At 63.8% G+C, this 23391-nt stretch carries 23 protein-coding genes; 13 read left to right on the top strand and 10 right to left on the bottom strand.

Annotation, left to right across the window (positions count from 1 at the left end; translation table 11 throughout):
• Positions 1–3: 3 nt before the first annotated feature.
• From GWG67_RS01680 to GWG67_RS01660, 5 genes are all read right to left on the bottom strand, one after another.
• Complete coding sequence (locus tag GWG67_RS01680; RefSeq protein WP_027569448.1) at positions 4–1281, bottom strand: beta-ketoacyl-ACP synthase; 1278 nt, start codon at positions 1279–1281, stop codon at positions 4–6.
• Positions 1282–1381: 100 nt separating this feature from the next.
• Entirely contained in the window at positions 1382–2587 is a 1206-nt protein-coding gene (locus tag GWG67_RS01675) for a beta-ketoacyl-ACP synthase (RefSeq protein ID WP_275167419.1), read from the bottom strand.
• Positions 2584–3054, bottom strand: a complete 471-nt coding sequence (locus tag GWG67_RS01670; protein ID WP_007608856.1) for a 3-hydroxyacyl-ACP dehydratase FabZ family protein — start codon at positions 3052–3054, stop codon at positions 2584–2586. The genes GWG67_RS01675 and GWG67_RS01670 overlap by 4 nt, the downstream gene beginning before the upstream one ends.
• Positions 3055–3064: 10 nt before the next feature.
• A complete protein-coding gene (locus GWG67_RS01665) occupies positions 3065–3352 on the bottom strand; it encodes an acyl carrier protein (RefSeq protein WP_007592476.1) in 288 nt (95 codons plus the stop codon).
• Between the two features lie 212 nt (positions 3353–3564).
• The gene (locus GWG67_RS01660) at positions 3565–3906 is read right to left on the bottom strand and encodes a hypothetical protein (RefSeq protein WP_275167418.1); all 342 of its coding nucleotides are present in this window, start codon (positions 3904–3906) and stop codon (positions 3565–3567) included.
• A 269-nt stretch (positions 3907–4175) separates the two neighbouring features.
• Here GWG67_RS01660 and GWG67_RS01655 point away from each other — a divergent pair, with 269 nt between their 5' ends.
• From GWG67_RS01655 to GWG67_RS01645, 3 genes are all read left to right on the top strand, one after another.
• On the top strand, positions 4176–4799 hold the full coding sequence (locus tag GWG67_RS01655) for a ParB-like protein (protein ID WP_275167417.1): 624 nt from the start codon (positions 4176–4178) through the stop codon (positions 4797–4799).
• Between the two features lie 151 nt (positions 4800–4950).
• Positions 4951–5094, top strand: a complete 144-nt coding sequence (locus GWG67_RS01650) for a hypothetical protein (protein WP_007608861.1) — start codon at positions 4951–4953, stop codon at positions 5092–5094.
• Positions 5095–5243: 149 nt separating this feature from the next.
• The gene (locus GWG67_RS01645) at positions 5244–5483 is read left to right on the top strand and encodes a hypothetical protein (protein ID WP_275167416.1); all 240 of its coding nucleotides are present in this window, start codon (positions 5244–5246) and stop codon (positions 5481–5483) included.
• A 9-nt stretch (positions 5484–5492) separates the two neighbouring features.
• On the opposite strand, the gene GWG67_RS01640 is transcribed toward GWG67_RS01645, so the two are convergent.
• The 3 genes from GWG67_RS01640 to GWG67_RS01630 all read right to left on the bottom strand — a co-directional run bounded on the left by GWG67_RS01640 (position 5493) and on the right by GWG67_RS01630 (position 9049).
• Entirely contained in the window at positions 5493–6434 is a 942-nt protein-coding gene (locus tag GWG67_RS01640) for a hypothetical protein (RefSeq protein ID WP_275167415.1), read from the bottom strand.
• A 193-nt stretch (positions 6435–6627) separates the two neighbouring features.
• Positions 6628–7206 carry a peroxidase-related enzyme gene (locus GWG67_RS01635; protein WP_275167414.1) on the bottom strand — a complete coding sequence of 193 codons (579 nt, stop codon included), beginning with the start codon at positions 7204–7206 and terminating at the stop codon, positions 6628–6630.
• Between the two features lie 103 nt (positions 7207–7309).
• Complete coding sequence (locus GWG67_RS01630; protein WP_007592463.1) at positions 7310–9049, bottom strand: ATP-binding protein; 1740 nt, start codon at positions 9047–9049, stop codon at positions 7310–7312.
• 437 nt (positions 9050–9486) lie between these two features.
• Here GWG67_RS01630 and GWG67_RS01625 point away from each other — a divergent pair, with 437 nt between their 5' ends.
• Positions 9487–10449, top strand: a complete 963-nt coding sequence (locus tag GWG67_RS01625) for a catechol 2,3-dioxygenase (protein ID WP_275167413.1) — start codon at positions 9487–9489, stop codon at positions 10447–10449.
• A 3-nt stretch (positions 10450–10452) separates the two neighbouring features.
• Here the strand turns inward: GWG67_RS01625 and GWG67_RS01620 are convergent, their stop codons facing one another.
• Positions 10453–13983 (bottom strand): molybdopterin cofactor-binding domain-containing protein, encoded by a 3531-nt coding sequence (locus GWG67_RS01620; protein WP_275167412.1) that lies wholly within the window; start codon positions 13981–13983, stop codon positions 10453–10455.
• The gene (locus GWG67_RS01615) at positions 13983–14465 is read right to left on the bottom strand and encodes a (2Fe-2S)-binding protein (RefSeq protein WP_275167411.1); all 483 of its coding nucleotides are present in this window, start codon (positions 14463–14465) and stop codon (positions 13983–13985) included. Before GWG67_RS01615 ends, GWG67_RS01620 begins: the two co-directional genes overlap by 1 nt.
• Before the next feature lie 283 nt (positions 14466–14748).
• Between GWG67_RS01615 and GWG67_RS01610 the strand changes: the two genes are divergently transcribed.
• The 9 genes from GWG67_RS01610 to GWG67_RS01570 all read left to right on the top strand — a co-directional run bounded on the left by GWG67_RS01610 (position 14749) and on the right by GWG67_RS01570 (position 23388).
• Positions 14749–16206 (top strand): 6-hydroxynicotinate reductase, encoded by a 1458-nt coding sequence (locus GWG67_RS01610; protein WP_275167410.1) that lies wholly within the window; start codon positions 14749–14751, stop codon positions 16204–16206.
• Positions 16203–17099, top strand: coding sequence for a UPF0280 family protein (locus GWG67_RS01605; RefSeq protein WP_275167409.1), 897 nt, complete (start codon positions 16203–16205; stop codon positions 17097–17099). Before GWG67_RS01610 ends, GWG67_RS01605 begins: the two co-directional genes overlap by 4 nt.
• Before the next feature lie 27 nt (positions 17100–17126).
• Positions 17127–17711, top strand: a complete 585-nt coding sequence (locus GWG67_RS01600) for an amino acid synthesis family protein (protein ID WP_275167408.1) — start codon at positions 17127–17129, stop codon at positions 17709–17711.
• A 25-nt stretch (positions 17712–17736) separates the two neighbouring features.
• Positions 17737–18939, top strand: a complete 1203-nt coding sequence (locus GWG67_RS01595; protein ID WP_275167407.1) for an ABC transporter substrate-binding protein — start codon at positions 17737–17739, stop codon at positions 18937–18939.
• Positions 18940–19096: 157 nt separating this feature from the next.
• A complete protein-coding gene (locus GWG67_RS01590; RefSeq protein ID WP_275167803.1) occupies positions 19097–20986 on the top strand; it encodes an ABC transporter permease in 1890 nt (629 codons plus the stop codon).
• Complete coding sequence (locus tag GWG67_RS01585; protein WP_275167406.1) at positions 20983–21774, top strand: ABC transporter ATP-binding protein; 792 nt, start codon at positions 20983–20985, stop codon at positions 21772–21774. The genes GWG67_RS01590 and GWG67_RS01585 overlap by 4 nt, the downstream gene beginning before the upstream one ends.
• Positions 21771–22475, top strand: coding sequence for an ABC transporter ATP-binding protein (locus GWG67_RS01580; protein WP_275167405.1), 705 nt, complete (start codon positions 21771–21773; stop codon positions 22473–22475). Before GWG67_RS01585 ends, GWG67_RS01580 begins: the two co-directional genes overlap by 4 nt.
• A gap of 26 nt (positions 22476–22501) precedes the next feature.
• Positions 22502–22957 carry a MarR family winged helix-turn-helix transcriptional regulator gene (locus GWG67_RS01575; protein WP_007592445.1) on the top strand — a complete coding sequence of 152 codons (456 nt, stop codon included), beginning with the start codon at positions 22502–22504 and terminating at the stop codon, positions 22955–22957.
• A gap of 41 nt (positions 22958–22998) precedes the next feature.
• Positions 22999–23388 carry a hypothetical protein gene (locus GWG67_RS01570; RefSeq protein ID WP_342761011.1) on the top strand — a complete coding sequence of 130 codons (390 nt, stop codon included), beginning with the start codon at positions 22999–23001 and terminating at the stop codon, positions 23386–23388.
• Positions 23389–23391: the final 3 nt, after the last annotated feature.

Below are 23391 nucleotides of genomic sequence, written 5' to 3'. Positions count from 1 at the left end.
CGGTCAGGCCGGTTCGCGGGTCAGGATCAGCGAGGCGTTCTGGCCGCCGAAGCCAAACGAGTTCGACATCACTGCGGTGACGCGGGCATCGCGTGCCTTGTTGCCGACGACGTCGAACAGGATCGTGGGATCCGGATTGTCGTAGTTGATCGTCGGCGGGATGCGCTGATGCTCCAGCGTCAGCAGCGAGAAGATCGCCTCGACCGCGCCGGCGGCCGAGATGGTGTGGCCGACCATCGACTTGTTGGAGGTGACCGGAATCTTCGAGACGAGATCGCCGAACACGGCCGATGTCGTATTGTACTCCATCTTGTCGTTCTCGGGCGTCGCGGTGCCGTGCGCGTTGATGTGGTCGATCTGGTCCGGCGTCATGCCGGCGTCGGCCAGCGTCTTGTTCATGCAGCCGATGATCGGCTTGCCGTCGGGCGACGAGCGGGTGCGATGGAAGGAATCGGTGAGTTCGCCGCAGCCGGCGATCACGCCGAGGATTTTTGCGCCGCGCGCGGTGGCCGCTTCATAGCTTTCGAGCACCAGCGCACCTGCGCCTTCGGCCATGACAAAACCGTCGCGGTTCTTGGAGAAGGGACGGGAGGCCGCCTGCGGAGGATCGTTCTGGGTCGACAGCGCCGAGAGCAGCGAGAAGCGCACCAGCGCCTCCGGATTGACGGTGCCGTCGGTCGCCACGCACAGGGCGGCATCGGTTTCGCCGCGGCGGATCGCCTCGACGCCGAGCTGGATCGAGGTCGCGCCCGAAGCGCAGGCCGTCGACAACGAGATCGGCGAGCCCTTGGTGCCGAAGGTCTCCGCGAGGTAGGCCGCGACCGAGCCGAACATGAAGCGGTGGTGATAGGCGCTGTACTTGCCGCCGCCAGAGATGCGCAGCAGATCGTCGTAATTGAAGTCGAGCTTACCAACGGCGCGGCCGAGCTCGCGGCGCTGCGGCCATTCGACTTCCACAGGTGCGACCGCAAGGAAGAGAGGACCCGGGAAATCCGCCTTGGCGCCGATGCCGGCCTGGTCCAGCGCCTCCTGCGTCACCAGTTCGGCCATCCGCTCGGACAGCCCGGTGGAGGAGAACGGATCGACGCTGACGAAATCCACCGTGCCGGCCATCGTCGTTTTCAGGCCGTCCACCGGAAAGCGCGTGATGGTGCGGATGCCGGATTCGCCGGCGACGAGCTTCGCCCAATTGTCGGTCTTGCCGTTGCCCAGCGAGGTCATAATGCCCATGCCGGTGACGACGACGACGGGGCGCCCGAGTTTGTCGCGTGGTGCAGTCATGTCGATCCCCGCTTGAGCTGGAGCATGATCCGAAAAAGCGTGACGCGGTTTTCCGAGAAGATCATGCCCAATCAATAACCTGCCAAAAGCGCAATGCGCTTTAGCTTACTGCCTCGACCAGCGCCATGCCTTCGCCGCGCCAGTGTCCGGCCCCCACCACCACAATCTGGGTGGGCGCTCCCTGCATTTCAATCTCGGTGCCCGTGGAATCGTTCGGCGGAAACAGCGCGCCACGAGAGATCGACAGCGCGGCGAGCGCGATGCCGAGCGGGAATTGCGTCTCCATGGTGTGGCCGAACATCGTGCCGGTCGAGCGCACCGGGAACTCGGCGTGGCCCTTCAGGAAGCCGTGCTCTTCTGATGTCGCCGGCTCAGCGCCGGTCGCACCGGATATGATCGCGCCCTTGCCGTCGCGCTTCGGCAACTTTGCCCAAAGCTTCTCCAGCGTCGCGGCCATGTCGCCGGGGGTCTTGCGCCGGGCGAGGTCGGCAACGACGCTCGACAGCTTCGCGAATGGCTTTGCGCCGCGCGCTTCCGCATGCGCCTTCGATTCCAGCACCAGGAACGCGCCGGCCGAGCCGAGCGCGAAGCCGGCGTGGTCCTTGCGCGCCCACACGGGTGCGAACTTGTGCTTGAGATTGAAGTCGCCGAATTCGTAGAGGACCATCAGGTCCTTGCGCTCGCCATTGTGCGAGCCGCCGATCAGCGCGATGTCGCTCTCGCCGGAGGCGATGCGCGACAATGCAATACGGGCGGCATCGGCGCCGGCAACCTCTTCACCCATGAAGGTGCGTGAGGTGCCGCCAATGCCGTGCACGATAGCGATGTTGCCGGCGAGCAGGTTGGAGAGCTGGGCCAGGAACAGCGTCGGCCTGAGGTCGCTCATCAGCCGCTCGTTGAGGAAGCCGGGCGCATTGGCGCCCTTGGCCTCGGCCGTGAGCACGCCGGTGTCGACGTTGAGATCGCGCTCGCCGCCGCCAGCGGCGACCACCATGTCGATCTTCGACAGGATGTCCTTGTTGCCCTTGATCCCGGCGGAGTCGAGCGCAAGCCCGGCCGCATAGGTGCCGATGCGCTGCCAGGCTTCCATCTGGCGCTGGTCGCCCTTCTTCGGGATCTGGCTGTCGAAGGTCACAGGCATCAGGGGGTGCACGATATAGGGTGCAAAGCCCTTCTCATCGACATTGATGCGCTTCTCCTGAAGCGCGGCCCAGTTGGCGTCCAGGCCCTCGCCGAGCGAGGTGGCCAGGCCAATGCCGGTGATCCAGACTTCCGTCTGGGCGGGCTTCGAAGCAGTCTCGGTCATGGCGATACGGCCTGTTGCGGAAAGCCGACGCGTTTGGCGACCGCGTCCATGTGGGCGCGCATATCCGCATGGGGAAAGGGAATCTGCGTGAAGGTCAGCGTCGAATTCGCGCGCAGCTTGCCGCCAACCTTGATCTTGGCTTCGGTCACGGCGTAGCCCGAGCCCTGATGGGCAAGGCTCGCCTCGATGCTCATGAGATCGCCGGGGAAGACCGAGCCGCGGACCTTGGCCTCCTTGACAGCGGCCAAGATCGGCATGCGCTCGAATTTGAGCACGCCAAGCTGAAGCCAGCCCGAGGCCTGCGCCATCGATTCGATCAGGAGCACGCCGGGCATCAGGGGATAGCCCGGGAAGTGCCCCTCGAAGATGGTGCTCTCCATCGGGACCTGAGCCTCGACGACAATCGTCTTCGCGTCGACGTTGAGGTCGACGACGCGATCTATCATGTGGAAGTATTCGAGTTGCATGACCGCGCGCTTAGGCGCTCGCGCCCTTGGCCGCAACCAGTTCGTCGATGCGGGCGCACAGGTTTTTCAGCACGAAATACTGCTCGGTGGTCGCTTTGCCGTCGTTGACCTCCTGGGTCCACTTTTCCAGCGGCAGCTTGATACCGAACTGCTTGTCGATCGCGAACGCGATGTCCAGGAAATCGAGGCTGTCGATGCCGAGGTCATCGATGGCGTGGCTATCCGGCGTGATCGTGTCGCGCGGGATGTCGCAGGTTTCAGCGATGATCGTAGCGACCTGATCGAATGTGGAGGACATCACTAAGCCTTTGATATATTGCAGATATTTGTCAGATTGTCCAGAGTGGAACGGTGGGTGGGCATCGCGCCCCGATGACGCCCTCAACCCCCCTCTGGCCGGGTCGAAAGCCCGTATATCGGAGCGCCGCCCTGAGTTCAATGGAGCCGGACGGGTGTGGGGACTGGACTGGGGACGCCCCGGCTGAGCCGCTCCGGCCTAAGGACCGTCGCCTAGATGTGCGGCGTCGTGATCTTGACGCAGTCGCGGCGGCCCATCAGCACGCAATCCTGAGTCCGGCGCAGGTCGGCGATGCTGACCGCAAGCCAGATCCCGATCGCGGTCAGTGCGATGGTGAAAGCCAGCGCCGCGATGTTGGCGAGCATGCGATGGCGGAAATCGTCCGGTGCAGTGCGGGGCTGCTCATAGCGCGACAGGTCGAGCGGCTCGGGCGCGACGCGCAATTTCTGCACGGTAGCATTGCCGCGGTAGCCCGTCGGGGAAGGCGAGGTGCGCGGCCTGAACTGGAGCACCCGGTGCTCGTCATCCGAGCTTATGGGCCGCTGGGTTGTCATGGTGCAGGGATCACTCCGAAGCAGCGATTTTTAGATAGCATAGGTGGTGAACGCGTTGCAGAAAATCTTCTCAACGCGCACGTGCATTGCGCGTTCGCACTATCCTGCAGGGGCTGCGAACGAATGACCGCGGAACCGTCGTCCCGGACATGCAGAGGGTGCGATGCAAAAACCTCCGCCCAGCTGAATGCATTTGCCGGCGCGAGGGCCATGCCATAGTTCAGGGAACCTGATCACGCAGCTGCAACCATGTTAAGGGCCTTTCGACCATGACCAATACGCGCGAACCGAGAGTACATCCGGTGTCGATCCTGTCGCTGCGGCCGACGCAGATGACGGTCGGGATGCGCGAGGTCAAGGAGAAGCGCAAGCGCTGGCGCGAGCACGACAAGAAGAAGCAGGCCGATCTGCTCGGCAAGCATATGATCCCCGTCGTGCACGGCCCCGAGGAGCGCTACTACGTGATCGACCATCATCATCTCGGTCGCGCGCTGCACGACGAGGGCGTCAAGGAGGTGCTGGTTACCATCATCGGCGACCTCAGGATGGTCGAGCGCGAAGCGTTCTGGGGCGTGATGGACAATAAGCGCTGGGTCTATCCCTACGACGCCAAGGGCGAACGGCGGCCGTTCCGCGATTTGCCGAAATCCGTCGTCGATCTCAAGGACGATCCCTTCCGGAGCCTTGCCGGCGAGCTGCGCCGCATGGGCGGCTTCGCCAAGGACACCACGCCGTTCTCCGAATTCCTGTGGGCCGATTATCTGCGCAGAAAGCTGTCGCGCAAGGCTGTGGACGCCAATTTTGACAAGGCGCTCGAGAAGGCGATGTCCTCAGCCAAGAGCAAGGATGCGATCTATCTGCCCGGCTGGTGCGGACCGGCGGAGGATGATTAGGCGCAACGCTCACATCGGAACGGCATGCGGCGCCACAGACCGGATCCGATCACAGTCTCTTGAGCGAAACCATCCCTCTGTCCGCGCGAAGCGGTGCTGAAACAAAGCCGTGTCATCTGTTGGTGTCGTCGAGGTCATACAGGAGGCCGAAATGCGCCGTCTGGTTTTCGCCGTTGCCCTGCTCGTGGTCGCTTCAGCCGGGATCTCGGCATCGTTTGCCGCAGTACACCATGCCAAGACGTTGACATTTTCCGAGCGCTTTGCCCCGGCGCTCGAGTTGATGGCGAAGCGCTAGTCCGGCGCCCAGTGCTGCGCAGCCGCAGGCAGCGCAGTTGCGATGCCGCCACAGCGTGCGAGGGGCGGTCCGAGCCCGCTTGCGTAGCGGCGAAGCGCGCTTGACGTATCGCAAACAGGCTTTGATGCCGGCCGGTAAGGTCCGCCGGCATGACCGCCGAACCAGCCTTGCGCATCCGCGTCGCCGGGTGGCTCCGGATCATGCCGTCTGGAGACATGATGATGAGTCTGATTCTTCGCATTCTGTTTGTGTTTGCCGGAGCCGTCACCGCGCTGTTCGTCGCGCGTGACGCCCTGAACTTCACGATCATCCAAACCTTCGTCGCCATCCTGCTCATGACCGCCGTCGTGGCTCTCGGGAGCCTTTGGAGCCTGCGGCGAAAGGCCTGAGCGAGGCCTTCAACCAGCAGCGTCGCGATCGATTTTGCGCAAGCGGACAAAGGCGGCCCAGGCCCGCGGATAATCCTTGTCCGTGGGATCAATCGCAAGTAGCGCGCGGCATGCTTCCTTGATCTCCTCAGTCGAAGGACGCTTGGCCAGAACCCCGGAGGATTTGGCTTCCTCCCAGCGAGCCTCGATATCTTTCGCGAAAGCCAGGGCCTCGGCGCCCGTCCGCTTCTGCACCGATTTCGCCAGCGGATGGTCCGAGGGGAAGGTCGGCCATGCGGCCGGCGGCTGATCGACACGCCACGTCAATTCATCTGCTTGTCGCCCCTCCACGCCCGAACTTGAATGCTGTGCTACTGGCGCCCGTCCTGCCCCTGCAAACGCTGCCGAACCCGATGAGCCGGCCGATCTCTGCGGGGCCGCCAAACCTGGCGCGACCGCCGCTGTCTGTCCGGCCAGCTGGCCAAGCTGTTGTTCCATCGTTCCGCCGTTGGACTTGGGGATGATTTTTTCGACGGTCTTGATCATCGACAGCGCGCCTGGCGATATCAGCGTGTTCTGGTCGGCAATTTTGTCATCGGCCGCGGCTGGGCAGGGCTTGTAAGCAGAGCGCTGCGACGTCATCCGCCCGTCGTCGTCGATACGGGCAAAATCGATCGCGACGGTGTAAACGAACGCGACCTCGACATACTGCCTCTCTTTATCCATCGCCTTTACGGAGCCGCATACGTATCTTCCCCTGTCTGCATCGATCGTTCGCAGGCCGTTGAAGTGAGCTGAATTCGGCGCAATGAGGACGCGTAAGACGGCAGCCCGCGCCTTGCCATGCTCCGATTCGAACATGCTCCATATCTCGCTCGCGTCGATGAAGTCGGGCTGATAGTTCCATGCGTATCCGGCCGCGAAGAATGCCGTGCCAATACAGGTCGCGATAACAAATGCCCGCACGTTCATGAGAAGCCCCCAACAGGCACGACTCATCAGCGTCTCCGGTGACGGAAACTGCGCAAGTTGTGCCAAAGCGTTTGTGCTAGTTGAGGGTGAGATTCTTAATTAAACGTGTGCGATTGCGAAAACGCAGAGTTCCCGTCAAACGGGAACTCATCCGCTGGACTGCCGGCGATCCTTCCGCAGTCGCGGCGGTCACTCATTTCTTCGGCAGCCGTCCCATCAAATAGAATTCGTCATTCGGCCGCATGCCGGTGAAATTCGCCAGCCGGTTCGATAACGCAAAGAAGGCGGAGATTGCGGCGATATCCCAGATGTCGTCGTCGCTGAAGCCATGCGGCGCGAGCGCGGTGAAATCATCCTCGGAAATCCGCTGCGCATCGGCCGAGACCTTCATCGCGAAGTCGAGCATCGCCTTTTGCCGCGGCGTGATGTCGGCCTTGCGGTAGTTCGTGGCGATCTGGTCGGCGATCAGCGGGTTCTTCGCGCGGATACGCAGGATCGCGCCATGCGCAATCACGCAATATTGGCACTGATTCGCCGCCGAGGTCGCGACCACGATCATCTCGCGTTCGGCTTTGGTGAGGCCGCCGTCCTTCTCCATCAGCGCGTCGTGGTAGGCGAAGAAGGCGCGGAACTCGTCCGGGCGGTAGGCCAGCGTCAAGAACACGTTCGGCACGAAGCCGCTCTTCTCCTGCACGCCGAGGAGACGCGTGCGGATGTCGTCAGGCAGCGCATCGAGGGCGGGAGCGGAGAAGCGTTGCGCGGGCTTTGTCATGGGCATGGATTCCGGCTTGGGGCCGGCAACCATAGTCGATGCCGGCGCTATGCTCAACGTGACGCCAGGCTCGCAATGCCGGAGCTGGAAAACGAGCGTTGCTTTACCGCAGCGGCTTCTTCAGCAGCGAGAAGCGGTCCGGATCCAGCCCCATCGACGGTTGCAGCATCGGGGCTTCGACGTTGGAGAGCGTCTTCGCGGGCGGCGCCGAGAACACCGGATCGTTCGGCACGTCGCGCTGCGAGGTGGCACCGCGCCAGCGCTCGAGCACGGCGCCGACGAAATGCATGTCGTGACCGGAGGTGACGGATGGTACGCTGCTGATGGTGGCTTCGCCGCGCGGCAATTGATGCGGCGGCACCTCCTTGAAGCGCAGCCGCGTCGGCAGCGCGACACCTTCGCCGAATGCCAGCACTTCGCGGGTGCCGAGCGACGGCACGAACGAAAGCAGGTTGGCGGCGGCATCCGACACCGCGGCGCGCAGCAGCGCCTGGTCGCGCTCGTTGGCAAGACGCATCGTGAACAGCGTGTTGCACTGGGAGATGATAGTGGCGTCGAGCTCGGCCGGACGCTGGGTGATGAGGCCGAGATAAACGCCGTATTTGCGGCCTTCCTTGGCGATGCGCGACACCGCCTTGCGGGTCGGCCCGAAGCCCACATTACGATCGGCGGAGGCGTAGCGGTGAGCCTCTTCGCAGACGAACAGCATTGGCGAAACGCCGTCGCTCCACAGGCCGAAGTCGAAGGCCATGCGGCAAAGCACCGAGACGACGGAATCGATGACTTCGGCCGGGAAGCCGGCGAGCTGCATCACGGTCATCGGCTTGCCGTTCGCCGGCAGGCGAAACAGATGACTGATCACCTCGGCCATGGTGTCACCGCCGACGTTGGCGTTGTCGAACATGAAGGCGTAGCGCGGGTCGTTGCGGACCGCCTCGATGCGGGAGATCAGCTTGTGATAGATGATGCGCGAGGAGCGGTTCTCGAGTTTGCCCATGCGCTCATCGATCAGCGACATCAGATCGACCAGGCGATAGGGCACCGGCGTATCGACGGTGTAGCCGATCTGCTTGGGATCGATGCGCTTCAGGCCAATGCGATCGGCGTTCTGGTACTGGGTATAGACGCCCTTGGCGAGCGGAATGACTTCTGCGAGGACGTCGAGCTCCTCGGGCACGCCGGCGCGGCCGCCGAACAGCACGTCGACGATTTCCTCGAAATTGAACAGCCAGAATGGCAGTTTCAAATTGCGCGGATTGAGCACCAGCGCGCGGTCCCCGAAGCAGCGGCCATATTCGTTGTGCACATCGAGCAGGAAGATGCGCAGGTTCGGGCGCGCCTTAAGGATCTCGTTGAGCAACAGCGACACACCGGTCGATTTGCCGACGCCGGTCGATCCCAGCACTGCAAAGTGCTTGGAGAGCATTTCCTCGATGTCGACATAGGCGACGACGGAGCTGTCCTGCTGGAGGAAGCCGACATTGATCTGGTCGGAGCCGGTCGGCGCGTAGATCGTGCGCAGCTCCTGGCTCGTGATCAGATCGACGGAATCGCCGATTGTCGGATAGTTGGTGACGCCGCGCTGGAATTTGGCCTTGCCGGTCGCGTTGAGGATTTCGCCCAGCAGGTCGACCGAGGCGATGGCGATCAAATTGTCGTTGCTCGACAGGTTTTCGCAGGACACCTCGGTGATCATCGCGACGATGACCGAGCTGGCGCAGCGGATACTGACGAACCGGCCGACAGTGGCCCGCACTTCCGAGACCGGCATGCGGCTTTCGGCCAGCAGCCCGACCCGGGCGAGCGATCCGCGAACCGAAATCACGCGTCCAAAAGATGTCACAATGAATGAACCTGGCAAGAGCAACGGGTTGACCCGGACTATGCACGGCCGTCGCTGGACAAACGGTTAAGCGGCAGGGGCCGGCGCTTCGTTAAATCCGCGACAATTCGGGTGCGAGGTTTGTTCCCAATGCATACTTCCTGGCAGAAGCGGCCGAGAAATGCTGCTTTTTCCCGGCCGTCGACACCGACAGGGTTTAAGGAAGATTTTACCATTCGGGCAGTCGGTCGCCTTGGGGGACGGGTCGTCATCTTGGATGGGCCGTCATTCGCTCGCAGTGACGACTTTTGATTTGTTGACGGGACCTAATCATTTGTACATTGGTGCAAATGAACCGGCAGCCTCAGTGCCGCCCACCGGCGCATGAGCGGATTGCCGCCGGCGCCAGCTCGAGGGATCCGATCCAGCGGATCGCAAGCCACGCCTTGGAGGACATCATGCAGCCCGAACCGATCCTCGATCTCGCTCATCTCGGCCACATGGAGCTGCTGACACCGAAGCCGGACGAGAGCCTGAAATTCTTCGTCGACGTGATGGGCATGACCGTCAGCGGGCAAAAGGGCGAGTCGGTCTATTTGCGCGGCTGGGACGACTATGAGCGCTATTCGCTCAAACTGACGGCGTCGAAGACATCGGGCATGGAGCACATGGCGTTACGCGCGCGCAGCCAGCAGGCGCTGGAGCGCCGAGTCGCGGCGCTGAAAGGGTCCGGGTTCGACATCGGCTGGATCGACGGCGACATGGGGCAGGGGCCGACCTTCCGCTGCCGCGATCCCGATGGACACATCGTCGAGCTCTATTACGAGACCGAATGGTATCAAGCGCCGCCCGAGCTGAAACCCGCACTGAAGAACCAGGCGCAGCGCTTTCCCGCTCGCGGCGTCAATGTCCGCCGCCTGGACCACCTCAATTGCCTCGCCGTGGACATCAAGGCGAACCGCGAGTTCTTCGAGAATTATCTCGGCTGCCGCCTCACCGAGCAGATCGTGCTGAACGACGGCCGCGAAGCGGCAATGTGGCTGACGATGTCGAACAAGAGCTACGATTTCGCCTATTCGCTCGACCATTCCGGCACGCCCGGCCGCTTCCACCACGTCACCTACGCGCTCGACAGCCGCGAAGAGATTTTGCGCGCCGCCGACATCTTCCTGGAGAACGGCATCCACATCGAGACCGGCCCGCACAAGCACGCTATCCAGCAGACCTTCTTCCTCTACGTCTACGAGCCCGGCGGCAATCGCGTCGAAGTCGCCAATGCCGGCGCGCGCCTCATCCTCGCGCCCGACTGGAAGCCAATCGTGTGGACGGAGGAGGAGCGCAAGAAGGGGCAGGCGTGGGGCCTGAAGACGATCGAGTCGTTCCATACGCATGGCACGCCGCCGGTGGAGCACAAGAAGTAGCGCTTAGTTCGCGGCGGCTCTCACACGCGCAATCGTCTCCTTCACGCCGGTCCACGCCGGCCTGTCCGGTGCAAACTGCTTGCGTAGAAAGGTGACCAGTTCCTCGACCTGCGTATCGCTCATGCTGTTCTTGAATGCGGGCATGTAGCCGAGATCGCTCGAAACCGGCTCGGCGATGCCGTGCAGGATGATTTGCACGAGATTGTCCGATGCGGCGCTGTGCAGATTGCTGTTGAGTGCCAGCGAGGGCCGGCTGCCGAACAGCGGCAGGCCGCCGACCTCATGGCAGACGGCGCAGGCGCCCTGATAGAGCCGCGCGCCTGTGGAGGAAGCAAGCGTGACCAGCGTTGACGCTTCAAGCCTGGTCGCGAGTGCGTCCTGCGTCGGCGTCCCGGTCGCGGTGTCATTGAACGAGTTGAGATAGACGGCCATGGCGCGGATGTCCTGGTCGGGCAGGGCTTTGAGGTCCCTGACGACAGGCGCCATCGGCCCGGCGGCGACGCCATGATATCGCGAGTGGCCGGTGCGCAAATAGACGAAAAGCTCGTCTTCGCTCCATGGGATCGGCGCGTGCGAGAGTGAGGTCAGCGGCGGCGCCTCCCAGCCCTCGGCAAAGCCGCCGGCAAGATAGGCGCCACGCTGCTCGGCGCCGAGCGCGTTGCGCGGCGAATGGCAGGCGCTGCAATGGCCGAGACCCTCGACGAGATAAGCGCCGCGATTCCAGACCTCGGATTTGGCAGGATCGGGCTTGAATTCGCGCGTCTGGTGGAACAGCGCATTCCATCCGGCAAGTAGCGGGCGGAGATTGAACGGGAAGGCGAGCGTATTCGCAGGCTGCGTCGCGCGCACCGCCGGCTGCGCCATCAGGTAGGCGTAGAGCGCCTGCATGTCGGCTTCGCTGGTCTTGGCAAAATGCGTATAGGGGAAGGCGGGATAGAGCTGCCGTCCGTCACGATGCAGCCCGTCGCGCATCGCGCGCTCGAACGCGGGATAGGACCAAGCGCCGATTCCGGTCTCGACATCTGGCGTGATGTTGGTCGCGTAGATCGTGCCGAACGGCGTCTCCAGGGCGCGGCCGCCGGCGTTGAGCGCACCGCCGATCGTGGTGTGGCACTCCGCGCAATTGCCGAGTGCGGCCAGTTGTTGCCCGCGCGCGATCGTCGCTGCGGAATAGACCGATGGGTCGGGCCGCGCGATCGGCGCGATGGCGCGGCCGGGCAAAACAGCCGCACCGATGCCAATCGCCGCGGTGCAGACGGCCGCGATCGTGGCGAAGATGCCGGCGCGTTTGGCGAAGGGGTTTTCCCAGACGCGGGATGGCTGTGGCGTAGCGGGAGCTGGCAGCGCCTGCGGCGTGGCTGGGGCGCCGCCGTGCAGCCCGTTGAGGATACGTTCAGGCGTGAACGGCGGCTCGCGAAAGCGCACGCCGGTGGCATCGAAGATCGCGTTCGCAATCGCGGCCGCACTCGGGACCGAGGCGGATTCGCCGACGCCGAGCGGCGGCTGGTCCGGCCGCGGCAGCAGCAACACGTCGATCTTGGGCACGTCAGGGAAGGGGATGATCGGATAGGCGCCCCATTCCCGCGCCGCGACTGCGCCGCGCTCGAACGAGACCTCCTCCATCAGCGCGCGGCTGGTGGACTGGATGACGTTGCCATGGATCTGGTGGCGCACACCGTCCGGGTTGATCATCAAGCCGGAGTCCTGCCCCGCGACGACTCGCGTGACGCTGACCTCGCCGGTCGACTTGTTGACGGCAACGTCGGTGACCCAGGCCGACCACGCCGCGCCATAGCCGGGAAATTTGCTGTGGACGTAGAGCGCATAGGCAAAGCCGCGCCCATGCACGATCTCGCCGTCTTTCTCTTCGCGCACCGGCCGCGGCGTCCAGCCCGCGCGCTCGGCGACCGCATTGACGAGATCGACCGCGCGCTGCTCCTTCAGATAACGCAGGCGATATTCGATCGGGTCGACGCCGGCCTCGGTCGCGGCCTCGTCGATATAGGATTCATGCGCAAAGGTGTTCGGCAGGGCCGAGACGCCGCGAAACCAGGACGCGCGCACGATCGGCGCCATGTCGTGGGCGACGACGCGCATGTGGTCGTAATCGTAAGGCGGGATCGCTGTGCGGTCGCCCATCTGGAGGACGTCCGGCTTCGGCGATATCCGCCCCGTCAGCAACAGCGCCAACGTCGGCGCGGCATTCGAGGGATAGCGCGTGGCGAGATCGTAAGCAGCGACGTCACCCTCCGCGTTCAGGCCGCCCTTGACGTCGATGAGCTGTGCGGTGCCTTTGGGCTCCCAGGCGTGTTCCTGCTCGCGCGTGAGCTGCACGCGCACCGGCCGGCCGACCGCGCGCGAGAGCAACAGCGCGTCCGCGGTAACATCGTCGGCGCAGTTGCGGCCGTAGCAGCCGGCCGCCTCCAGCCTGATGACCTCGATCTCGCTCTCGGGACGCTCGATCAGCAGCGACAGGTCGCCGCGCAGCACGTGCGGATTTTGCGTGCCCGACCAGACGCGGATGTTGCCGTCCTGGAAGTCGGCGACCGCGCAGGACGGGCCGATCGAGGCATGCATCTGATATGGCCAGACGTAAGTGCGCTGCATCGGCTTGGCGGCACCGGCAATGGCTGCATCGACGTCGCCCTTGTCGATCAGCGTGCGCGGCGTCGACGGGTTGGCTCGCAGCGCCGTCTCGACGTCGGCGAGATCGGTCAGTTCAGGCGTCGGTCGCCAGCTCACCGCAAGCTGCTCGGCCGCACGGATCGCGTTCTCCTCGCGCTCCGTGACGATTCCGACGAAATCGCCGATCCGCACGACGGCTATGATGCCGGGAATGTCGCGCACCGAGGATTCGTCGACCGAAATCAGGCTGGTGCCGACGAACGGGCCGGCGTCGACGCCGGCATAGGGCGGGCGCACCACGCGGCCGTGCAGCATGCCTGATACACGGATGTCGTGCACGAAGGTCAGCTCGCCCGTGGCCTTGGCCGGCAGGTCGACGCGGGGCATCGATTGGCCGACAATGGCGTAATCGCCGACCTGCTTGACGGCGACATCGTCGGCAAGCTCGAGACGAATCGTCTCTCCGCCGATCAACTCGCCATAGCTGACGCTGCGATTGTCGCGCCCGCGCACAAGGCCGTCTTCGATCCTGAGATCGGCTGCCGGCAACTCGAGGCGCTCGGCCGCACGTGCGATCAGGAAGTGTCGCGCCTGCGCGGCGGCTTTGCGCAGGGGAACGGCGGTGATCTGGATAGTCTCGCTCGCGATCGTGGCGCCCTGGTTCGGCACCGTTGCGGTATCGCCGAGCACCACGATGACGCGGGCAAAGGAGACGTCGAGCTCTTCAGCCACGATCTGCCCAAGCGCCGTGCGGATGCCGGTGCCGAGATCGACATGACCGTTGTAGGCTGTGACCGAACCGTTCGCGGTGATGCGGACGAAGGTCTCGGAGGTGCACTCGTCCACGGTGCGGACGACGACGAGCGAGCCGGATTGCAGCTCAGCTCCGTTCGGATGCGGGGAGGCCATCAATCACCGGCCTCGGCGAACTGGCCGGACGCACGCATCACTGCGCGAAGGATCTCGATATGCGTTCCGCAGCGACAGAGATTGTAGCGCAGCGCCGCCAGCGCCTCCTGCTCGGTAGGCCTCGGGTTGATCGCAAGCAGCGCCTTGGTGGTCATGATCATGCCGTTGAGACAGTAGCCGCATTGCGCGGCCTGTTCGTCGATGAAGGCCTGCTGCACCACATCCGGCTTGTCGCGCGTACCAAGCCCTTCGAGCGTCACGATGTCGCGGCCGGCGCAGCCACTGATCGGAATCACGCAGGAGCGCGCCGCCGCGCCATCGATCAGGACGGTGCAGGTGCCGCATTCACCGAGGCCGCAACCGTATTTCGGACCGTTGAGCGCGAGATCGTTGCGCAGCACGTAGAGCAGCGGCGTGTCTCGCGCCGCAGTGATCTCGCGGATTCTGCCGTTCACGGTGATGCGGATCGGTGTCTGCGTCATCCTCGTTCCCAAGTCGACTCGTCGAGCGCCGCGGCCAAAGCTTCGCGAAAATTCCAAGCTCGCTCAAAATCTACGTTGCGACGATACCGTTTGTACACAAACGTGCAAGCCGTGCATGCCGCAGTGCAGCGCGAATGCCTTCTTTGTGGACAGAGCGGATAGGCAAATGAGGTTTTATGCGGCAGGCGTATGTTTTGAGCCGCACCGCCGCTTGACAGCCATCGGGAGGGCGCGCAACATCGTTCGTGTACAAATGATAACTGCACTGTCGGCTGGCTTTGACATGGTGACTGAACCTACGAGCGCCGCCATCGACAAGATCCGCTGCGATGCGTGTCCGGTGATGTGCTACATCAAGCCGGGCGCGGCGGGCGCCTGCGACCGCTATGCCAATCACGAGGGCAAGCTCGTCCGCGTCGATCCGCATGTGATCCTGGAGCGCACCGTGTCGCATGGCGGCAAGCTCGTTCCGTTCAGCCGCACCGAAGATTGGGACGGCAAGATCGTCCACGAGCCTTCCACCTTTGTAACCGCGATCGGGGCGGGTACGACCTATCCCGACTACAAACCGGCGCCGTTCATCGTCTCGGCGGAGGTCGACGGCGTCGACATGGTGACTGTCGTCACCGAGGGCATCTTTTCCTATTGCGGCATCAAGGTGAAGATCGACACCGACCGTTATCTCGGGCCGGAGACGGCGACCGTCCGTGCGCAAGGCGAGGCGGTCGGCCATGTCACCACCAGCGAATACGGTTCGCAGATGCTGTCGCTCGGCGGCGTGCATCATCTGACCGGCGGCTCCAAGAAAGAAGGCCGCGTCACCTGCGACACGTTGATGGACCTCGCCAATTGCAAGGCGGTCGAACTCACCATCGACGGCGGCGCGAGCGTGGTGGTGCAGGCGGGCCAGCCGCCGATCGTCAACGGCATGAAAGAAGAGCGCATGCGCGTTGGCTGCGGCTCGGCGACGATCGGCATGTTCGCCAAGCAATGGCACGGCAAGGTCGATGAAGTTGTCGTGGTCGACGACCATATCACCGGCGTGCTCTCGGAGCACCAGGCCGGCAAGCTGCTCGACATCGCCGACACCGGCATCAAGATGAAAGGGCGCCGCTCGACGCCCGGCCGCTATTTCCAGGTCGCCGATCCCGGCACGGGGTGGGGCGGCACCAACATCTCTGATCCGCTCGCAATCCTGGGACCGTTCGACGCGAAGGAGGCCAAGCCTGGCCTCTCCATGCTGATGGTCTCCACGACGGGCGAGCACTCCTCTTACTATGTGCTCGACGAGGCCTTGAAGCCGGTCGAGACCGAGATGCCTGATGATTTGAAGTTCTCGGTCGAGCGCATTCAGGAGAATTGCGAGCCGGCGCTGTGTACGGTGCTGTTCATGGCGGGAGCCGGTGGTTCCTTGCGGGCGGGCGTGACCGATAATCCGGTGCGGCTGACGCGCTCGGTGAAGGACGCGCTGACACGCGTCACCAGCGGCGGCGCGCCGGTCTATGTCTGGCCCGGCGGCGGCATCACCTACATGGTCGATGTGACCCAGATGCCGGCGGGGGCATTCGGTTACGTGCCGACGCCCGCGCTGGTCGCGCCGATCGAATTCACGATGAAGCTGTCGGACTATGCAGCGCTCGGCGGGCACATGGATTATGTGAAACCGCTCTCCGAAGTTCAGGGCGGCGACGATGTCCGACAATTGCCCTGGCAAAACCCGATTCCGGGACCTCGGGCATGACAAGGCTCCCGCAAATCGCGTTGCTGTCTGATGGCCGGCGTCTGCATTTGCAGGATGGACCGATTGATTTGGTCGTCGAGGCGAGGGGTGCCTCCGACGCAGTGCGTGCAGCCTACGAGGCTGCGGCCGAACGGTTCACCGGGCTTCTCGACGAGCTCTGCGCGGAACTGCCGGAGCTGCGGAGCGCTGTCGAGGCGCGGACCTCGTTGAGAGGCGTTGTGGCGCGTCGCATGCACGCCGCGGTGGCGCCCTATGCCGCTGATGGCTTCATCACGCCGATGGCCGCTGTGGCCGGCAGCGTGGCGGAGGAGGTGTTGGGCGCGATGCTGGGCGCGGCATCGCTCGATCGGACCTATGTCAACAATGGCGGTGACATCGCCCTGCATCTCGGTGAGGGCGCGCATTTTTCGGTGGGCCTGATGGACCGGCCCGATCGCGACGGCGTGATGCGGACAATCAGGGTGGACGCCGATGATCCCGTGCGCGGCATTGCGACCAGCGGACGGCACGGCCGCAGCTTTTCGCTCGGAATCGCCGATGCGGTGACCGTATTGGCCGGAACGGCGTCGCAAGCCGATGCCGCCGCGACGATCATTGCAAACGCCGTCGATCTGCCGGGGCATCCCGCGGTCATCCGAAAACCTGCGAACGAACTTCAGCCAGACAGCGATCTCGGCGGGCGGCTCGTGACCCGTGACGTCAGTGAATTGTCGCATAACGAGATCACCACCGCGCTCGAATCTGGCGCGGAATGTGCACGGCAATTATTCGATCGCGGATTGATCGAGGGTGCCGTGTTGCAGCTTTGTGGTGATATGCTTGTCATCGGGACCAAGGATATTGAACGGCAACGACCGCGCCCGCTTGTACAAGAGAACGCGGTTCATGCCTGAACAGGGAAGCGGCTTGAGGAAACAATCATGAGCGCGATCATCCGCAAGATCGTCACCGTCGTCGAAGAGACGCAGATGGAGATGGGCCGCCAGGTCTCGCCGCCGACGCGGCGTGCGGCGGCAATCGCCGTGATCGAGAACCCGTTTGCTGGAAAGTATGTCGAGGATCTCTCGCCGCTGATCGCGATTGGCGAAGAGCTCGGCGAACTGCTGTCGAAGCGCGCGGTGGCGGCGCTCGGCATCGACGGTACTAAGGCGCAGAGCTATGGCAAGGCCGCGGCCGTCGGCGAGAACGGCGAGTTGGAGCATGCAGCCGCCATCCTTCACCCGAAAATGGGCGCGCCGGTGCGCAAAGTGCTAGGCAAGGGCGCTGCGCTGATCCCGTCGTCGAAGAAGCGCGGTGGACCCGGCACGACGCTGGACATTCCGCTGGGCCACAAGGATGCAGCCTTCGTGCGCAGTCATTTCGACGGCATGGAAGTGCAGATCAACGATGCGCCGCGCGCCAATGAGATCATGGTCGCGGTCGCCGTCACCGACAGCGGCCGTCCTTTGCCGCGCGTCGGCGGGCTGACGGCTGCGGAGATCAAGGGCGAAGACGGACTGCGTTAATCTTTTCAGAAAAGTGGAGGTTGGGATGCGAGCAAAGAACTATTTTGTCGGCGCGGCGTTCGCGCTGTTGGCAAGCGGCATGGCTCATTCGGCCCTGGCGCAGGACATCAAGATCGGCGAGATCAACAGTTATTCGTTGCTGCCGGCGTTCACCGAGCCCTATCGCAAGGGGTGGCAGCTCGCGGTCGAAGAGATCAACGCGGCCGGCGGCATCAACGGCAAGAAGCTGGTCGTCATCTCCAAGGACGATAGCGGCAAGCCGGCAGATGCGCAGACCGCGGCAAACGAGCTGGTGTCGAGCGAGGGCGTGGCGATGCTGACGGGTACGTTCCTGTCGAACATTGGTCTTGCGGTCAGCGACTTCGCCAACCAGAAGAAGGTGTTCTTCCTGGCGGCCGAGCCGCTGACGGACGCCATCACCTGGTCCAAGGGCAACAAATACACGTTCCGACTGCGTCCTTCCAACTACATGCAGGCGGCGATGCTGGTGGAAGCAGCCAGCAAGCTGCCGGCAAAGCGCTGGGCGACGATTGCGCCGAACTATGAATACGGCCAATCCGCGGTCGCGGTGTTCAAGAAGCTGATGTCGGAGAAGCGGCCGGACATCCAGTGGGTCGACGAGCAGTGGCCGCCGCAGGGCAAGATCGACGCGGGTCCGGTGGTGCAGGCGGTTGCCGCGGCCAATCCGGAAGCGATCCTCAACGTCACCTTCGGAGCCGATCTCGTCAAGCTCGTGCGTGAAGGCAACACCCGCGGCCTGTTCAAGGGACGCGAAGTTGTGTCCTTCCTGACCGGCGAGCCCGAATATCTCGACCCGCTCAAGGAGGAGACGCCCGAGGGCTGGATCGTCACCGGCTATCCCTGGTACTCGATCAAGACGCCCGAGCACGACGCGTTCCTGAAGGCGTATCAGGCCAAGTACAACGACTATCCGCGTCTCGGCTCCATCGTCGGCTACCAGACCATCAAGTCTGCGGCGGCGATCCTGGCGAAGGCCAATTCGACCGATCCAGAGAAGCTGATCGCTGCGGCGGAAGGACTGTCGATGCCGTCGCCGCTGGGCGAGATCACCTTCCGCAAGATCGATCACCAGTCGACGCTCGGTGCCTATGTCGGCAAGACCGCGCTGAAGGACGGCAAGGGCGTGATGGTGGACTCGTCTTACAAGAAGGGCGCGGACTATCTGCCAAGTGATGCCGAAGTCGAGAAGCTGCGTCCGAAGGATTGATCTCCGCTGCCGTAGGGTGGGTTAGCCGCAGGCATAACCCACCACGGTCTGTACCCGCAGGACCACAAGAGGTGGGTTACGCTGCGCTAACCCACCCTACGAAGCTCTCTCTCCCCGCAAGCGGGGAGAGGTGATGCAACACCAACCCGGACCGCCGATGGCCTTTTACGTCGTACAGTTTCTGACCGGTCTCGCCAGCGCAGCGTCGCTGTTTCTGGTGGCGTCGGGCCTGTCGATCATCTTTGGCGTAACGCGGATCGTGAATTTCGCGCACGGTGCCTTCTACATGATCGGCGCCTATATCGCCTTCACACTGACGGAGCGCCTATCGGGGACGTTCGGATTCTGGGGCGGGATCGTCATCGCAGCGCTTGCCGTGGCGGTGATCGGCGTCATTGTCGAGATGGTGCTGCTCCGGCGCATTTATCACGCGCCCGAGCTGTTCCAACTGCTCGCGACCTTCGGCCTGACCTTGATGGTTGAGGACCTCGTCGTCCTGATCTGGGGCCCAGACGATCTCGTGGGACGCCGTGCACCCGGCTTCAAGGGGGCGATCGACTTCTTCGGCCAAAACATCCCGAGCTATGATTTATTCTTGATCGTGCTCAGCCCGGTCGTGCTCGGCATTCTCTGGCTTTTGTTTCAGCGCACGCGCTGGGGCGTTCTGGTGCGCGCAGCGACGCAGGACCGCGACATGGTCGCAGCGCTCGGCGTCAACCAGAAATGGCTGTTTACATCCGTGTTTGCGGTCGGCGTTTTCCTGGCCGCGCTCGGCGGCGCGCTCCAGATTCCGCGCGATGCCGTGCATCATGCGATGGATTTGCGTATCATCGTCGAGGTTTTCGTCGTCGTGGTGATCGGCGGCCTCGGCAGCATCATCGGCGCTTTCGTCGCGGCGGTGCTGGTCTCCGAGCTCAACGCCTTCGGCATCCTGATCTTTCCAAAAATCTCCATCATCCTGGTCTTCCTGGTGATGGCGGCGGTGCTGATCGTGCGGCCCTGGGGCCTGTTCGGCAGGCCCGAGGCCCCCGCGCGCAAGACGCCGGGTCTCACCGTCAATCCCTGGCGACCGCTGACGTCGAACGAGCGGCTGGCTGCGCTTGCAACGCTCGTCATCGCGGCGACGCTGCCGCTGTTTGCCGGCAATTATGCACTGACCGTCGGCTCGGAGATCGCGATCTCAGTGATCTTCGCCGTCAGCCTGCACTTCCTGATGTCGGTCGGAGGACTCGCCTCCTTTGGCCACGCCGCCTATTTCGGCCTCGGCGCTTACGGCGTTGCTTTCCTGGCCAAGATGGCGGGACTGCCGATGATCGTCTGCCTGTTGCTCGGTCCGCTGCTCGGCTGCATGGGGGCTGCCGTGTTCGGCTTCTTCGCGGTGCAGCTCTCCGGCGTCTATTTTGCGATGCTGACGCTCGCCTTCGCGCAGATCGTCTGGTCGATCGCGTTCCAATGGGTGAGCGTCACCGGCGGCGATAACGGCATCCTGGGCGTCTGGCCGGCGAGCTGGGCGGCGAGCCCATCGCATTTCTACTGGCTGTCGCTCGGCATTGCGGCACTCGTGACGATCGCGTTGCGGGCGATGGTGTTCTCGCCGTTCGGCTATGCGCTGAGGGCGACGCGCGACTCGGTGCTGCGCAGCGAAGCGGTCGGCATCAACGCCAAGCGGATCCAATGGACGGCCTTCGTGATCGCGGGCACGACCGCCGGCATCGGCGGCGCGCTGTTCGCCTACCTCAAGGGCAGCGTCTTCCCGGACAATCTCGGCATCTCGCTCTCGGTCGATGCCCTCGTCATGGTGCTGCTCGGCGGCGTCGAGACCGTGTCGGGCGCAGTGATCGGCGCCATCGTCTACAAGGCTTTGAACATCTGGCTGGTCAGCCAGACCGACCTGTCAAAACTCGTGCTCGGCGGCTTCATCGTTCTGATCGTCGTCGTCTTCCCCAAGGGCATCGTCGGCATGCTGGAGATGCTGGCGCAGCGTCGCAGGAAGGCATCGCCGCCGGGGTCACCCTTGCTTGCCAAGCCGATCGAGTCCGCCGAATGAGCCTCGCCCCCCCACTTCTCGCGGTCGAAGGACTGACCAAATCCTATGGCGGCGTCCACGCCGTGCGCGGCGTCTCGTTCTCGCTACGCGCCGGCGAAATCCTGGCGTTGATAGGACCGAACGGCGCGGGCAAGAGCACCTGTTTCGACATGCTCAACGGACAGAACAAGCCTGATAGCGGCCACGTCCGCCTGCTCGGCGAAGACACGACCGGCAGGAAGCCGCGCGAGATCTGGCGGATGGGCGTGGGCCGCACCTTCCAGATCACCGCGACCTTCGCGACCATGACGGTGCGCGAGAACGTTCAGGTCGCGCTGGTCTCGCACGGCAAGCAGCTGTTCAATCTCTGGGGCTCGGCGCCGAACTTCGACCGCGGCGAAGCCGGGCGACTGCTGGAACTGGTCGGCATGGGCGGCTATGCGGATCGTCCCTGCGGTGAGCTTGCCTATGGCGATCTCAAGCGGCTCGAGCTCGCCGTCGCGCTCGCCAACCAGCCAAAGCTCCTGCTGATGGACGAGCCGACCGCCGGCATGGCACCGCGCGAGCGTGTCGATTTGATGCGGCTGACCGCGCAGATCGCCCGGGAAAAATCGATCGGCGTTCTCTTCACCGAGCACGACATGGACGTGGTGTTCGAGCACGCCGATCGCATCATCGTGCTCAACCGCGGCACGCTGATCGCCGAGGGCTCGCCGGCCGAAGTCCGGGGCAATCCGCAGGTGCAGGCGGTCTACCTCGGCGAAGGCCTCCTTTACGAGGCCGGGCATCGCGAGGGAGCATCGGCATGAAGCTCACGGTCGAGGGGCTCAATAGTCATTACGGGCCGGCCCATATCCTGTTCGACATCGGTTTCGAGGTCGGCGAGGGGGAAGTGGTGGCGCTGCTCGGCCGCAACGGCGCCGGCAAGTCGACGACGTTTCGCTCGATCGTCGGGCTCGTCGCGCAGCGCTCGGGCCGGATCATGTTCGAAGGCAAGGATGTCTCGGCACGTCCCACACATGGGATTGTGCGGGACGGGCTTGGCTACGTGCCGGAGGAGCGGCGTATCTTCACCGACCTGACGGTAGAAGAAAATCTCGAAGTCGGCCGCCAGCCGAAGCGCCCGAACGCGCCGCACTGGACCCGCGACAAGCTGTTTTCGCTGTTCCCAAACCTGGGCGAGATGAAAAATCGCCCGGGCGGCCGCATGAGCGGCGGTGAGCAGCAGATGCTCACCATCGCACGCACGTTGATGGGCAATCCGTCGCTGGTGCTGCTGGACGAGCCCTCGGAAGGCCTGTCGCCGAAGATCGTGGAGCAGATGGTTGATGCCATCCTGACCATGAAGAAGGAGGGCGTCAGCATCGTCGTCTCCGAGCAGAATCTGCACTTTGCGCGGCTGATCTCCGATCGCGCCTATATCATCGAGCGTGGCCGCATCTGTTTCGGCGGCACCATGGCCGAGCTCGACGCGCGTCCGGATATCCGCGACGCGCATCTGTCGTTGTGAAGGCAAAGGGCAAGGGCATCCAGCGAATGGCGAGAAGCGTCGCGGCGAAGAAAAGCGTCAAACCGGCAAAGCCGCCTTACGTGCTCGATGAGCAGGTTGGCTTCATCCTTCGCCAGGTCTGGCAGCGCCACAGCGCGATCTTCTCTCGCGAGATAGGCACCAATATTACGCCGACGCAATGGGCGGCACTGTCGAAGCTCGCCGAGGCCGGGCCATGCTCGCAGAACCAGCTCGGGCGCCTCACGGCGATGGATGTGGCGACGATCAAGGGCGTGATCGATCGTTTAACGGCGCGCGGCCTCACCGAGACCAGCCAGGATCCCGAGGACGGACGGCGGCTTTTGGTCAGCCTGACGCGCGCCGGGCAGCAGCTGGCGGAAAAGGTGGCGCCGAATGCGCTCGCGATCACACGGGAGACACTGGCGCCGCTCGAGGCAAAGGAGCGCGAGATGCTGATGGCCCTGTTGAACAAGCTGCGCTGAGGCGCGACTAACCTCGGTGAAGGTCTTGTCGAGGTTTTGATATGAGAGCGGCGACCCGCTTTGCGATGGCTCTGAGTACGAGTGCGGTGCTGGCAAGCCAGTGTGCTCCCGCCCTGGCGGCGCAAGCCTATGAGGGGTTCTGGGCGTCAACCAAAAAGGATTGCCGCGACCAGGACAGCGCCAACCGCATGAGCATCGAGGGCGGCAACCGCCTCTATTGGTACGAGACCCGGTGCCGCGCCAGTGAGATCACTGCCGACGGGAAGCTCGCCTGGAAAATGAAGCTCGCCTGCGAAGGCGAGGGCGAGAAGTATCGCTCCAGTCCCCGGGTCTCCATTGCCGCGGATGGCAAGCTGGTGATGGACAACAGCCCGGTCGGGCCAGGCAATCGCCAGACCTACGTGCGTTGTGAAATCGCAAAACCGCGGTGAGGC

Origin of the sequence: Bradyrhizobium sp. CSS354 (assembly GCF_029051725.1) — a bacterium.
Taxonomy (GTDB): Bacteria; Pseudomonadota; Alphaproteobacteria; order Rhizobiales; family Xanthobacteraceae; genus Bradyrhizobium.
Note: the sequence above shows the minus strand (reverse complement) of the source record. Positions and strands in the feature narration are given on the sequence as shown.